This is a genomic window from uncultured Brachybacterium sp. (genome assembly GCF_947500705.1).
Lineage (GTDB): Bacteria > Actinomycetota > Actinomycetes > Actinomycetales > Dermabacteraceae > Brachybacterium.
In genome coordinates this window covers 648,810-661,439 of sequence record NZ_CANMSY010000002.1, presented here as the reverse complement: position 1 = coordinate 661,439, position 12,630 = coordinate 648,810, and the positions used below count along the sequence as shown (strand labels likewise).

General features: G+C 72.3%; 12 protein-coding genes. 8 read left to right on the top strand and 4 right to left on the bottom strand.

Going from position 1 to position 12,630, the window contains the following annotated elements; all coding sequences use genetic code 11:
* Positions 1-315 precede the first annotated feature (315 nt).
* The 4 genes from Q0937_RS06105 (at position 316) to Q0937_RS06090 (ending at position 4,289) form a co-directional block, all read left to right on the top strand.
* A complete protein-coding gene (locus tag Q0937_RS06105) occupies positions 316-1,626 on the top strand; it encodes an ABC transporter substrate-binding protein (RefSeq protein ID WP_299300887.1) in 1,311 nt (436 codons plus the stop codon).
* Between the two features lie 206 nt (positions 1,627-1,832).
* The gene (locus Q0937_RS06100; RefSeq protein WP_299300884.1) at positions 1,833-2,084 is read left to right on the top strand and encodes a BatC protein; all 252 of its coding nucleotides are present in this window, start codon (positions 1,833-1,835) and stop codon (positions 2,082-2,084) included.
* A complete protein-coding gene (locus Q0937_RS06095; protein WP_299300881.1) occupies positions 2,081-3,313 on the top strand; it encodes a cupin domain-containing protein in 1,233 nt (410 codons plus the stop codon). The genes Q0937_RS06100 and Q0937_RS06095 overlap by 4 nt, the downstream gene beginning before the upstream one ends.
* A 13-nt stretch (positions 3,314-3,326) precedes the next feature.
* Positions 3,327-4,289: a sucrase ferredoxin gene (locus Q0937_RS06090; protein WP_299300878.1), complete on the top strand. Its 963-nt coding sequence runs from the start codon at positions 3,327-3,329 to the stop codon at positions 4,287-4,289.
* A gap of 55 nt (positions 4,290-4,344) precedes the next feature.
* Here the strand turns inward: Q0937_RS06090 and Q0937_RS06085 are convergent, their stop codons facing one another.
* A complete protein-coding gene (locus tag Q0937_RS06085) occupies positions 4,345-4,950 on the bottom strand; it encodes a flavin reductase family protein (RefSeq protein WP_299300875.1) in 606 nt (201 codons plus the stop codon).
* A gap of 223 nt (positions 4,951-5,173) precedes the next feature.
* On the opposite strand from Q0937_RS06085, the gene Q0937_RS06080 reads away from it, so the two are divergent.
* The gene (locus tag Q0937_RS06080) at positions 5,174-5,824 is read left to right on the top strand and encodes a VOC family protein (protein ID WP_299300873.1); all 651 of its coding nucleotides are present in this window, start codon (positions 5,174-5,176) and stop codon (positions 5,822-5,824) included.
* Between the two features lie 323 nt (positions 5,825-6,147).
* Here Q0937_RS06080 and Q0937_RS06075 read toward each other — a convergent pair whose 3' ends face one another.
* On the bottom strand, positions 6,148-6,921 hold the full coding sequence (locus Q0937_RS06075) for a pyrimidine reductase family protein (protein WP_299300870.1): 774 nt from the start codon (positions 6,919-6,921) through the stop codon (positions 6,148-6,150).
* Between the two features lie 27 nt (positions 6,922-6,948).
* On the bottom strand, positions 6,949-7,263 hold the full coding sequence (locus tag Q0937_RS06070; RefSeq protein ID WP_299300867.1) for an MGMT family protein: 315 nt from the start codon (positions 7,261-7,263) through the stop codon (positions 6,949-6,951).
* Between the two features lie 291 nt (positions 7,264-7,554).
* Here Q0937_RS06070 and Q0937_RS06065 point away from each other — a divergent pair, with 291 nt between their 5' ends.
* Complete coding sequence (locus tag Q0937_RS06065) at positions 7,555-8,085, top strand: Dps family protein (protein WP_299300864.1); 531 nt, start codon at positions 7,555-7,557, stop codon at positions 8,083-8,085.
* A 14-nt stretch (positions 8,086-8,099) separates the two neighbouring features.
* On the opposite strand, the gene Q0937_RS06060 is transcribed toward Q0937_RS06065, so the two are convergent.
* A complete protein-coding gene (locus Q0937_RS06060) occupies positions 8,100-9,503 on the bottom strand; it encodes an FAD-binding oxidoreductase (protein ID WP_299300994.1) in 1,404 nt (467 codons plus the stop codon).
* 284 nt (positions 9,504-9,787) lie between these two features.
* Between Q0937_RS06060 and Q0937_RS06055 the strand changes: the two genes are divergently transcribed.
* Positions 9,788-10,981 carry a MalY/PatB family protein gene (locus Q0937_RS06055; RefSeq protein ID WP_299300861.1) on the top strand — a complete coding sequence of 398 codons (1,194 nt, stop codon included), beginning with the start codon at positions 9,788-9,790 and terminating at the stop codon, positions 10,979-10,981.
* A gap of 90 nt (positions 10,982-11,071) precedes the next feature.
* On the top strand, positions 11,072-12,592 hold the full coding sequence (locus tag Q0937_RS06050; RefSeq protein ID WP_299300858.1) for a hypothetical protein: 1,521 nt from the start codon (positions 11,072-11,074) through the stop codon (positions 12,590-12,592).
* The last annotated feature ends 38 nt before the right edge of the window (positions 12,593-12,630 follow it).

Here is a 12,630-nt window from a genome sequence, read left to right as displayed (position 1 = left end):
TGGACCGCTGCGGTCCGCGCTGACGTTATTCGTATGACGGAGAGAATGATCGACGCCGCTCCATCTGTCAAGCGGTGGCCACGCCCCGGGGGAATTCCTCTGGGTGGTGGAAGCGAGTCCGGCCATGCGGTCCGGCGCGTGGCGGAGCCCGCCGTGGGCCCCTGCCGCGGCCCGGCATCATCCCTTCGCGCACAGCAGCGTCCTCCTGCCCGTGTTGTGCTTAGCTAAGCTATCTACACCGAGGGTTCGCGTGCCCCGACGGCCAGACCGGCGGTTCGAGAGCACCAGACCCCACCCCGGCAGGAAGAGGTCATCATGCACTGCGCGAACCGATCAGAGACTCCGGGAACCACACGCCGACGACTGCTCGCTGCCGGCCTGGTGGCGCCGCCGCTCGCCCTGCTCGGAGCCTGCGGCCCCGGTCGCACGGCGGGGGAGGAGTCCGCTGCCTCGCAGCGCGTGGTCTGGTGGGGCAATCAGGTGCGCACCGAGCGCACCACCGCGGCGCTGAACGTCTTCGCCGCCCGCCAGGACGGGCTCGAGATCGTGGGGGAACCGGGCGAGTGGGGCGGGTACTGGGACAAACTGGCCACCCAGGTGGCCGCCCGCACGCCCCCGGACGTGGTCCAGATGGACGAGAAGTACCTGCTGGAGTACGTCGAACGAGGGGCGCTGGCGAACCTGACGGAGCTCGGCTTCGACGTCGGCGGCTTCGATGAGGGCGCCGCCGAGGTGGGAGAGGTCGACGGATCTCTGTTCGCGGTCAACGCGGGCACCATCGCGCCGGTGGTGATGGCGAATCCCGCCGTCTTCGAGCTGGCGGGCATGGAGCTGCCCGATGACACCACGTGGACCTGGGACGAGATGATCGCGCTCGGAGCGGAGCTCTCCGCGAAGCTCCCCGAGGGCTCCTTCGGGCTGACGGATCCCAGCGGGCGCGATGCGGCGTTCCGGGTGTGGGTGCGGCAGTCCGGGGCGGAGACCTTCGATGACACCGGACTCGGGTTCGACGCCGATGTCGCCACCGCCTTCTTCGCCCTAGCCCAGGAGGCGATGGAGGCCGGCGCCACCCCGACTGCCGAGCTGTCGGTCGAGGACGTCTCCGCGCCGGTGGACCAGCGCCTCTTCGCCACCGGCCGCACCGCCCTGGCGATCTACTCCTCCAATCAGGTCACCGCCTTCGACGACGCCACCGGGCAGAGCGTCGAGCTGCTGCGCCTGCCCTCGCTCGCCGGAGCGGCCGCGGAGGCGCAGCTGGCCCACCAGGCCTCGATGTACTGGGTCGTCATGGCCGACGGGACCGCTCCCGAGCTGTCGCGAGATCTCGTCGACTTCCTGGTCAACGACCCCGAGGCCGGCCGGATCACCGGCACCGAGCGCGGCGTGCCGGCGAACACCGCCGTCCGGGCCGCGATCGAGGAGCAGCTGACGCCCTCGGACCGCAAGGCGGTCGAGTACCTCGCGGCCACCGCCTCGGAGCAGGGCCCGCCTCCGCCCCTGACGCCGCAGGGCGCCAGCAGCTTCGAGGACGTCCTGATCCGGTGGGGCCAGGATGTGCTCGCCGGGCGCTCCACACCCGCCGAGGCGGGCCAGGGTCTCGTGGACGAGATCTCCGGTGGCCTATGAGCTCACCCGGCCCGCGCGACCCCGCCCGCTCCATGGCGAGCACCGGTCCTGCGCCGCGCGGCGTCCCGCCTGCCGCCGCCCTGCACCGCCACCGACCTGGTGACCGAGCGGTCGCGTCGCCCCGAAGCCCTCGTGCACGGCACCCGGGCGCGGTACGGTCGTGACCGGCGGCACAGCGCCGGCAACCGACGTCCGAGGAGGACACCATGAGCATCAAGGACGAGGACATCAGCACCACCGGCCCGTCGGGCGGAGAAGGCCCGGCCGACGGCGGCGCGAACCCGCAGGGCCATGACGGCGGCGCCGACGGCACCGCCGGCGGCGAGGGCCCCGCGGACGGCGGCGCCAACCCCGAGGGTCATGACGGCGGCGCCGACGGCACCGCAGGCGGTGAGGGCCCGGCCGACGGCGGCGCGAATCCGCAGGGTCACGACGGCGGCGCCGACGGCACCGCATGAGCGAGACGGCATCGCAGCCGGAGCGCGGGGTGGAGGACCGCCCCGCGCTCCGGCGCCTGACCGGCATGTCGGGGGAGCAGTTCACGCGCGAGCACTGGGGCGAACGGCCCTTGCTGACCCGCAGCCCGGGCGGCTTCGAGGATCTCTTCAGCGCCGAGGCGGTCGATGAGCTGATCGCGCACCGCGCCCTGCGCACCCCCTTCGTGCGCATGGCCGTCGAGGGCACCGTGCTCAGCCCCTCGCTGTTCACCTCCTCCGGTGGGACCGGCGCCGAGGTGGGCGACCAGCTGGACTCCGCGAAGGTGCTGCAGCAGTTCGCCGCCGGCGCGACCCTGGTGCTGCAGGGCCTGCACCGCACCTGGGCCCCGATCGGGGAGTTCGCCCGCGACCTGGTCACCGACCTGGGCCACCCCGCACAGGTCAACGCCTACGTCACCCCGGCCTCCTCGCGCGGCTTCGACCCCCACTACGACACCCACGACGTGTTCGTCCTGCAGATCGCCGGTGCGAAGCGCTGGAGGATCCACGAGCCCGTCCACCCCCATCCGCTCGCCGATCAGCCGTGGACCGAGCACCGCGAGGCGGTCGCCGAGGCCGCCCGCCGGGCGCCGCACATCGACCAGGTCTTCGAGCCGGGCGATGTGCTCTACCTGCCGCGCGGCTGGCTGCACTCCGCCGTCGCCGAGGGCGGCACGTCCATCCACCTCACCATCGGCCTGCGCGCCACCACCCGCCACGACCTACTGCGCACGCTCCTCGAGCGCGCCGGCGAGGACCCCGAGCTGCGCCGCTCCCTGGCCCTGGGGGTGGACCACGCCGACCCCGCCTCGCTCGCCGAGGACCTACGCGCCACGCTCGCCGCTGCCCATGCCCTGCTGGACCGGACGAGAGTCGAGGACGTCGCCCGCGCGATGCATCGCGCGCATGCGGAGGCGACCCGGCCCGAGCCCGTCCGCCCGCTGGCGACCATCGACGCGATGGCGCAGCTGGGCGCTGACGTGCTGCTGACCTGGCGGGAGGCGCTCACCGCACGGATCGAGGAGGACGAGCACGAGATCCGCCTCCACCTGCGCACCAGCACCATCACGCTGCCCGCAGAGGCGGCTCCGGCCGTCCGGGCCCTGCGCGAGGCCCCCCAGAGCGCCGGTGCCCTGCCGGGCCTGGACGCCGACTCCTCCCTCGTGGTCTCCCGGCGCCTGCTGCGCGAGGGCGTGGTGGTGCCGCAGTGAGGCGCGCTGCTCGATGACGCCGCCGGCACCCGCCTCCGCACCCGTGCCCACAGCCCCGGACTGGGCGCCCTGCAGCGACCGCTCGCGCGAACGCGGCGATGCCCTCGGCGCCACCGGCGGGCTGGGCCGACGCTGGCTGCTGGTCGAGATCGACAGCCCCTGGGGACCGCACGCCTTCCTGGACTCCGCTCTGGACCGGGAGCTCGGTCGCGCGATCGCGCGACGCGCCGAGGCCGCCGGTCTGCGCCCGGTGGCGATCCGCCGCTTCGGGCTCCGCGCCGACGAGAGACGCGAGCGCACGACGATGCGCTGGGCGATCGCCGAGACCCGGCCCGGCCGGGAGGAGATGCGCTGGGGCACCGTCGAGGATCCCGCGGAGCTGCTGGAGCTGCCGCTGGACGGCTCGGCCGGGGAGCCGTCCGAGCGCCCCGCCTTCCTGGTGTGCACCCATGCCCGGCACGACCGCTGCTGTGCGGTGCGCGGCCGGCCCGTCGCCGCAGCGCTCGCCGAGGCCTACCCCGAGGAGACCTGGGAGTGCTCGCATCTGGGCGGGGACCGGTTCGCCGCCACCATGATCCTGCTCCCTCACGGTCTGTACTACGGCCGGGTCCCTGCTGAGGACGCTCCGGACATCGCCGCCGCCTACCAGCGCGGACTGCTGGTGCCCGAGCACTTCCGCGGCCGCAGCGCGATGAGCCTCGCCGTCCAGGCGGCAGAGGAGCACGCCCGCTCGCAGCTCGGCGAGCAGCGCGTGGAGGCGGTCACGCTGCTCGCGGAGACCCCCGGCGCCGGCGATGAGCCGACCACGGTCCGCCTGCGCCACGGCCTCGACGAGATCGTGGTGGGCCTGCAGGAGCGCTGGACCGAGCCGCTGCTGAGCACCTGCGGCGCCCGGGTGCCCTTCCCGGTGCGCCGCTTCGAGGCGGTCTCGATGGAGATCGTCCCCGCGGGCGCCCACGCTCCTCGCCAGCGGTGACCACGGCGCGCGGACGGACCGTCCGGCCCCCGCGGCACCGGGCCGCGCCGCGGTCTCAGTCCGGCCGGCGCATGTCGAACTTCTGGGCCGGGTCGATCCCGAAGTACGCGCTCGGCCCGCCGGCCCGCAGCACCGGCTCCGCCGCGGCGGTGTCGTAGACCCCTTCGACCAGCAGCGACTCCTCGATATGGACGCCCACGACCTCGCCGACCACGAACCAGGAGCCGGAGGCATCCCCGGAAGCTGTCCGGAGGTCGATGATCTGGGTGACGCGGCATTCGAAGGTCACCGGGGACGCGGCCACCCGGGGCGCGGCGATCTCTCTCGACGCGGCGGCCTCGAGCCCCGCGGCGTCGAACTCGTCGACCGCGGCGGTGGTCGCGGAGGCGTTCATCTGCGCGGCCAGAGGGCGCGTGACCAGGTTCCAGGTGAACTCGCCCGTGTCCTGGCAGTTCGCGACCGTGTCCTTCCACGCGTTGCTGGAGAACCCGACGAGCGGCGGGAGATAGTTCAGCGCATTGAAGAACGAGTACGGCGCGAGGTTGCGGCGGCCCTCGGCGTCCAGCGTGCCGATCCAGCCGATCGGACGCGGCCCGACGATCGCATTGAACGGGTCGTGGGGCAGGCGGTGCCCCTCAGAGGGCCGATAGAAATGAGTCATCGGCTCATTGTGTCGCGAACGACCAGCCGACCTCGCCCTGGGGGCAGGGCGACGGTGCGGGCTCGAGCGGTGAGGACAGCGGGAGCGGAGGCATCGTCAGTGCGGAGAAGGTAACGTCGGCACCAGCAGTGGTGGTGCCCTCTCCGGCGGAGCCCGCCGCATCCTGCACTCCTCGGCGATCCCGAGATCCTGACCTTCCCACAGACCCTCCCAAGGAGCGCTCATGAGCATCCCCCGCCTGCTCGACCACATCGTCATCGCCGGCCCCGACCTGGCCGAGAGCGTGGACTGGTTCCGCGATCTGACCGGGATCACCGCCGCCCCCGGCGGCACCCACCCCACCGGCACCGCCAACGCGCTCGTGGCCCTCACCGTCAACGGCGAGCCGCGCCCGCACTACATCGAGCTGATCGGCCCGGACCCCGAGCGGGAGGGCGAGGAGCTGCCGAAGACCTTCAGCATCAACCGGCTGAAGAAGCCCACCCTCATCACCTATGCCGTGCACCCCGAGGGGATCGACCAGGTCGTCGAGCGCGCCCGCGCCGCCGGCTTCGACCCCGGGGACGTCGAGGACCTCTCCCGCCGCACCGCCGACGGCACCGAGCTGCAGTGGCGGCTCACCCAGGCCGCGGCCCCGCGCAACTACGGCGTCCCCTTCCTCATCGACTGGGGCACCACCGAACACCCGGGCCTCGGCGACCTGCCCTCGATCGAGCTGGTCTCCTTCGAGCGCATCGAGGTCAACCCCGGCCCGCAGCAGAAGTCCACCGACGCCCTCGGCCTCGGCGACGGCGTCGCCGCGATCCGACAGGCGCAGGGCTCCCGGTTCGTGCTCGAGCTGCGCACCGAGGACGGTCGCGAGATCACGATCTGAGGCGAGGTCGAGCGCTCCGCCGCACTCAGTCTCGACCCGCTGAACCCCCACGACCCGGGCCGCGCCGTCTCGGTATGGATCCAGGGGCGGCATGTCGGCGTCCTCGCCCGCCAGAACGCGAACCGCTTTGCGCCGCTGCTGTCCGACCTGGCCGAGCGCGGTCAGCATCTGAGTCTGCATGCCGCGATCGCGGGACGCTACGACCGGCGCCAGGAACGCTGGACGGTCGACGTCAGCCTCGAGCTGCCCGAGCCCGAGCAGATCCTGCCCGGGGCGCCTCCCCGCGAGGGCGGGTCCGCAGGCCACTTACCCGCCCAGCGGACTCAGCCCGTGGCGCCCTGTGCGTCCGGACCTGCGTCCGCGCTTTTCGTGTACCGCAGCAGCAGCTCGTCGCCGCCGCGCAGCACCCCGGCGAGCTCCATCGCGGTGGGCGCCGACTGCGGCGCCTGCGTGATGCGCATGGCGGAGCCCGCCTCGAGGGTCGGGGCGAGGGTGAGGCAGAGCTCGTCCACGACGCCCGCCTCCAGGAACGCCCCGAACAGTGTGGGCCCGCCCTCGGAATGGATCCGCGTATGGCCCCGGGCCTCGAGCTGCGCTCGGACGATCGCCGGATCCAGGACCGTCTCGCCGGCATTGACGATCTCCGCCACCTCGGACAGGGCCGCCCGACGTTCCGCCGGCGCGTCGAACACGGTGAAGAGCAGCGGCGTCACCGGGGCGTCGGTGAAGATCGGTGAGGCCGGGTCGAGATCCAGGCGCCGCGTCACCAGCGCGAAGACGGGCTGCGGGGCGAGGCCCTGCTCCACCCGCCAGCGCTCCGCCGCCTCGGGCAGCCGCATCGCGCCGTAGCCCTCCGTGCGCGCGGTCCCGGCCCCGAGGAGCACCACGTCCGCCCACCGCCGCAACAGCTCGAAGACGCGATGATCAGCCTCATCACCGAGCCCACCCGAGAGCCCGTCGCGGGTGATGGCGCCATCAAGGCTGGCGACGAAGTTCATCCGCAGCCAGGGGCCGACGGGCGGCGCGTAGAGCTCCAGCAGCTGCTCATCGGTGAGCTCCACGCCCGGGGTGGGCCAGAGCGACTGGATCGAGACCATCGGGAATCTCCTGTCGGATCGGGCGGCTCAGGCCGGGGACTGCGGGGTTCGCGGGGGAGCGGCGTGGTGCTGGCGCAGCGCACGCAGATCCACCCGGGCCCCGCGGAAGGGGACCTGCTCCGCGGCGAGCAGGGACGGCGCGGTCCCGTCATGGCAGGTCGGGGGTGCGCCGTCGGCGCGGATGATCCGCCACCAGGGGATGGACTCGGAGAGGAGGCCGACGATCCGCCCCACCTGGCGCGGGTGCAGACCGGTCGCGAAGGCGATCTCCCCGTAGGTCATCACCTCGCCCGGCGGGATCGTGAGGGCGACACCGTGAACGGCAGCGGCGGGATCCTCCACGGCACCGTCCCTTCCACGACCTTCTCCATGGCTGCCGAGCATCCCGACCAGGGCGTGGCCGCAGCAGGCTCCTCCTGGAACTGTATGCCCACCGCGGCGCCCACGGGCTGCGTCGGTCATTCCGCTGAGGGTCGGGGCCGGCTTGGCGGGGCCCCAGCCCTCCTTCATCGCGGTTCTACCGTTCGGCCCGGTTAGTTGCTGTACCTTCCCGTGCTCCATAACGTGGAAGGCAGTCCGGGCAGTGTCCCGACATGATCCATTCCCCGACCTGATCCACCTGGAGGAGTTCCCATGAACGACACCGTCAAGGTCCCCGCCCCCGCCGGCGCGAAGCGCACCAAGCGCGAGAACGCCGAGAGCGGCTTCCTCGCCCCCGCAGCTCTCGCCAAGAATCTCCAGGCCGTCCTCGTGGACCTCACCGCGCTGCACCTGGTGGGCAAGCAGGCGCACTGGAACATCGTGGGACCGAACTTCCGCGACCTCCATCTGAATCTCGATGAGGTCGTCGCCATCGCCCGCGAGAGCGGCGACCAGGTCGCCGAGCGCATGCGTGCCCTCCACGCCACCCCCGACGCCCGCCCGGCCGTCGTGGCCGAGCAGAGCTCGCTGCCCGAGTTCCCGCAGGGCGAGGTGCTCACCCATGACGCGATCGACCTCGTGGTCAAGGCGATCGAGAGCGTCGTCGGCACCATGCGCGACGTCCACGACGAGGTCGACGACGCCGACCCCACCTCGGCAGACATCTTGCACGGCATCCTCGAGCAGCTCGAGCAGCAGGCCTGGTTCATCAGCGCGGAGACCCGCACCCCGAAGACGAGCTGAGGTCGCGCCTGCCCCTACGGCGCCACGTTGTAGTTCCCGCGGAACAGATTCCCGGGGTCGTAGTGCTGCTTGACCCGCTGCAGCCGGCGGTAGGTCTCCTCGCCGTAGATGCGGCGGGAGTAGTCGGGGAGGGGATGGGCGAACTCGCGGGCCCGGAAGTTCACGTACTCGCCGTGCTCGCTGAGCTGGTCCATCACCGCCTGGGCCTGCTCGGCGAAGGCGGTGAGGCGAGCATCCTCCTCCGCGTCCTGCCAGAACCCGTTGATGGCCATCCAGAAGCGGGAGCTGCGAGTGGGGAAGGCGGTGGAGTCCTCGGGCACGCGCGCGAAGGCCCCGCCGAGGTGGTGGATGTCCACGGCGGTGCCCCTGCCAGGGATCGCCGAGGCGATCGCGGTGAGCGCATCCAACGCATCCTCGTCCATCCGGGAGAAGGACGCATTGCGCCAGAACCCCCGGGCGCCGTCCGGGTACAGCCCGTCCATGGCGCTCTGCCACTGCGGCCAGGAGATCGGGCCCGAGGTCTGGTCGTCCGGCGGGGCGGCCCGGCGCAGGCGGTCCAGCAGCAGGGTCCCCGCCCTCACGTCATCGCCCACATAGGCGCAGCGGATCATCAGCCACGCCTCGTCGCCCATGCCCAGGTCCTCGGGCATGACCATCACCGTGAGAATCGTGGTGAGCGTATCGGGCAGGCCGCGGCTCCAGCGCTCGAACGCCGCGAGCGCCCGCCGCCAGCGGGCGGGTTGGTAGAAGAGGGTCGCGCCGAGCACCGTCTCCGGCAGCGGCACCGCCCGGTAGGTGAAGGAGGTGACCACACCGAAGTTGCCTCCGCCTCCGCGCAGGCCCCAGAACAGATCCGGGTTCTCGCTCGTGCTCGCGGTCAGGTGCGCGCCGGCAGCGGTGATCACCTCGGCGCTCACCAGCCGGTCCAGCGCCAGCCCGGCCCGTCGCACCAGCCACCCCACGCCGCCGCCCAGCGTCATCCCGGCGATCCCGGGGGTGGACACCGTGCCGAGCGGCACCGCCAGGCGGTGTGGGGCGGTCGCCGCGTCGACGTCGGCGGCCCGAGCGCCGGGTCCCGCCGTCACCAGGCGGTGCTCCGGGTCCACGGTCACCTCCCGCAGGCCGCCGAGATCCAGCACGATCCCGTCATCGATGGTGCCGAGGCCCGCGATGCTGTGCCCGCCGCCGCGCACCGCGAGCGGCAGCCCGGTCTCCCGGGCGGTCTCCAGCACGGGGGCCACGTCGGCCACGGACGCGGCGCGGACGATCGCCAGCGGGTACTTGTCGATCATCCCGTTCCAGACCGCGCGGGCCTCGTCATACGCCTCGTCGCCGGGTTCTATGAAGTCGCCCTCGAGGCGGTCGCGCAGGCGCAGCAGCGCCGGCCTCGCCTCGGGAACCCGATATCCGTCGATCATCACTGCCAGAGCTCCCTGCACCGGTGGGCGAGCCTCGCCCACGACCTGGGCGGGTGAAACGCGGACGTCCTCATCCTGGTGGCCGGCCAGCCGGACCGGAACCACCCGCGGCAACCGCCGTGGACTGCGTGAATCCTGCTCCTGACCGTACTCCTGCCGGTACGGGGGAGCAATGGACCGACCGCTCGGCTGGCCGCGGCTGCCGCTCTCGGGATGCGCGGGAGCTGGATAGGCTCACGAGCACCCATAGCACCGCCCGCGCACGCCGTCACGAAGGAGGACCCGTGCCCAGCATCGAGCAGCTCGACGCCATCACCCAGGACGATCTCGTCGCCGCCGGCGCCACCCGCTGGGCTCGGGGCGGCGACGTGATCGGTGCGTTCGTCGCCGAGATGGACTTCGGGGTTCCCGCGGCGGTCACCGAGCGCCTGCACACCGAGGTGGAGCGGGGAGCGTTCGGCTACCTGCCCGCCCGGCTCGCCACCGAGCTGAGAGAGGCCACCGCAGCCTTCCTGCAGCGGCAGACCGGCTGGGCCGTGGATCCCTCGCACATCCACGAGATGCCGGACGTCATCTCGATCTTCCAAGCCGTGATCGGGACCTTCCTGCGCGCGGATTCGAAGATCATCGTGCCCACCCCGTCCTATATGCCGTTCCTCGAGGTCCCGCCGCTGACGGGACGCGAGGTGATCGAGGTCGAGATGCTCCGCGACGACTCTGGCCGCCACCGCTACGACCTCGCCGCGCTCGAGGCCGCGTTCGACGCGGGCGGCGAGCTGCTGGTGCTGTGCAACCCCCACAACCCCACCGGCAGGGTCTTCACCCGTGAGGAGATGGAGCCGCTGATCGACCTGGTGGACCGCAGGGGCGGGCGCGTGTTCTCCGACGAGATCTGGATGCCGCTCGTGCTCGAGGGCCGGCACCTCCCGTACGCCTCGCTCAGCGAGGCCGCCGCGGGTCACACGATCACCGCCGTCTCCGCGTCGAAGGCGTTCAACCTGCCGGGCCTGAAGTGCGCACACCTGATCACCAGCAATGAGGCCGACCGCGACCACTTCACCGCCGTCGGTCACTTCGCCCGCCACGGCGCCGCGAACCTGGGCCTGGCCGCCACCTCCGCCGCCTACTCCGAGGCGGAGGACTGGCTGGAGGACATCGTCACCTACCTGCGCCGCAACCGCGACACCCTCACCGAGCTGGTCCGCACCCTGCTGCCCCGGGCCCGGCTGAGCTCGATGGAAGGCACCTACGTCGCCTGGCTCGACCTGGGGGCCTACGGCATCACCGGCTCCCTCCACGACCACCTGCTCGAGCACGCCCGCGTGGAATGCACCGACGGGACCGACTGCGGCGCCGCCGGGACCGGGCACGTGCGGCTGATCTACGCGATGCCGCAGCCGCTGCTCATCGAGGCGATCACCCGAATCGCCCGGGCGCTCGAGCCGGAGCAGAGCGGCGACGAGTTCGTCATCACCTGATTCCTGCGCGGAGTGTGCCTATGGGGAGAGTGCGTCGTGCGCTCCCTGTCGCGCGGTGACCCTCCGGCCGTCATCGGTCATCATGGAGACATGCCGAAGAAGCGCAGAACACGACGAGACCATCACCAGACAGGTCTCAGCCGCGACCGGCACACCACCGGCGATCGCCGCTGGGAGCGGGATGTCGAGGCGCTGCTCGCACAGTTCGTGCTGTCGCGCCGGGCTGACATCGCCGTGGAGAAGGCCGACTCGGAAGCGTCCCATGTCGAGCAGCTGCTGCGCCTGAAGGCGGAGCAGCTGGACAGCCCCGACCCCACCTACTGGACCGAGGAGCTTATCGAAGTGCTGCTCACCGAGGTGGTGCCCCGGAAGGTGGTCCAGCCGCGGGAGATGGTCATGGCGCAGGGCCCGGCGCTCGGACAGTTCCTCGGCTTCCTGCAGGAGACCGGCCGCCGACACCCCGAAGGGCTCACGGCCGATGACGCCCGGGCGCTCCTGACGGATCTGGAGTTCACGACGCTCGAAGCGGCCGACGACCCCTCCCGTCGTACCTTCTCCGGGAACATCCTCACCTACGCCCAGACCCTCGGCGTCGAGCTCGACGACGCCGAGACCCTGGAAGAGTTCATGACCTGGTACAACACAGAGCTCACCGTGGTAGAACGCCATGAGCTCAGCGACACCGGGCAGCTGCGGAACCCCTCCCGTCCCTACGTCCCCGGTGCTCGCAGCCCAGCGCTCGGAGCCGGCAGCGGCTCCGCCTTCTTCTCCCATGCCCCGGCACCGGAACCGGTGAGCACGGACCCTGCGGCCTCCGCCGGTGCGGAGGCGCTCGGCTGGCCCTGGTTCCTCCCGCAGGACGGGCTGTCGCGAGGGGCCCTGGAGAGCTCCGTCGACGTCGGCGAGGACCCGGCCGGAGCGGCTGCCGTCTACGCCGAGATCCCCCTGGTGCGCGGCGCCGTGCGGCTGCTCGAGCACGTGGGGGAGGGCCGCCGGATCACCTCCACCGGCGCGCTGCGGATGGCCGATGTCCGCGCCCTGGTCGAGGCATGGCAGCTCGACCTCGGCGAGCAGAAGCTCACCACGATGTGGCAGGTCGGTCCGATCGTCGGCCCCTGGAATGCCCTGGTCAGCGGCGGCTGGCTGGAGCTGAGCAGCACCCGGGTCACGCCGGGGCACGGGCTGACGCCGGCGGTCCCGCAGACGGAGGACCCTGCGGCCTTCGTCCGCTTCTCCCGGGCGCTGCTCATGCTGCTGATCCTCGACACCCTGCAGCAGGAGCCCGAGGAGGGTGGCCTGTTCGGCGGCCCTGACACCTTCGCGGCTCTGATGCACACCATCTCGCCCGGCGGACTCGCACTCCCGGCCACGATCCGCGTCGCGCTCGACCGTGACCTGGTCCCGGCGGACCTCGGCGGTGACCCCGACATGGACGAGATCCAGCGGTACTGGCAGACCGAGCGGGACCTGGCGACGCTCGCGACCTACGGGCTGCTGGTCCGGGAGATCTCCCCGGACGGGGAGGACCTCCGCTTCCACGGCACCGTCGAGGTGATCGTCGAGGCCTTCGGCGCGCTGGAGATGCTGGAGGAGCTCGACGGGCCGGGGTGAGTGCCCGCCGGACGTATTGTGCTCCGCCGCAGGGGCAG

What these genes read in the sequence shown, in the direction of transcription:
- Q0937_RS06050 (WP_299300858.1), top strand. Translation starts at nt 11,072, where the DNA reads ATGCCGAAGAAGCGCAGAACACGACGAGACCATCACCAGACAGGTCTC.
- Q0937_RS06065 (WP_299300864.1), top strand. Translation starts at nt 7,555, where the DNA reads ATGAACGACACCGTCAAGGTCCCCGCCCCCGCCGGCGCGAAGCGCACC.
- Q0937_RS06095 (WP_299300881.1), top strand. Translation starts at nt 2,081, where the DNA reads ATGAGCGAGACGGCATCGCAGCCGGAGCGCGGGGTGGAGGACCGCCCC.
- Q0937_RS06100 (WP_299300884.1), top strand. Translation starts at nt 1,833, where the DNA reads ATGAGCATCAAGGACGAGGACATCAGCACCACCGGCCCGTCGGGCGGA.
- Q0937_RS06080 (WP_299300873.1), top strand. Translation starts at nt 5,174, where the DNA reads ATGAGCATCCCCCGCCTGCTCGACCACATCGTCATCGCCGGCCCCGAC.
- Q0937_RS06075 (WP_299300870.1), bottom strand. Translation starts at nt 6,921, where the DNA reads ATGGTCTCGATCCAGTCGCTCTGGCCCACCCCGGGCGTGGAGCTCACC.
- Q0937_RS06090 (WP_299300878.1), top strand. Translation starts at nt 3,327, where the DNA reads ATGACGCCGCCGGCACCCGCCTCCGCACCCGTGCCCACAGCCCCGGAC.
- Q0937_RS06060 (WP_299300994.1), bottom strand. Translation starts at nt 9,503, where the DNA reads ATGATCGACGGATATCGGGTTCCCGAGGCGAGGCCGGCGCTGCTGCGC.
- Q0937_RS06085 (WP_299300875.1), bottom strand. Translation starts at nt 4,950, where the DNA reads ATGACTCATTTCTATCGGCCCTCTGAGGGGCACCGCCTGCCCCACGAC.
- Q0937_RS06105 (WP_299300887.1), top strand. Translation starts at nt 316, where the DNA reads ATGCACTGCGCGAACCGATCAGAGACTCCGGGAACCACACGCCGACGA.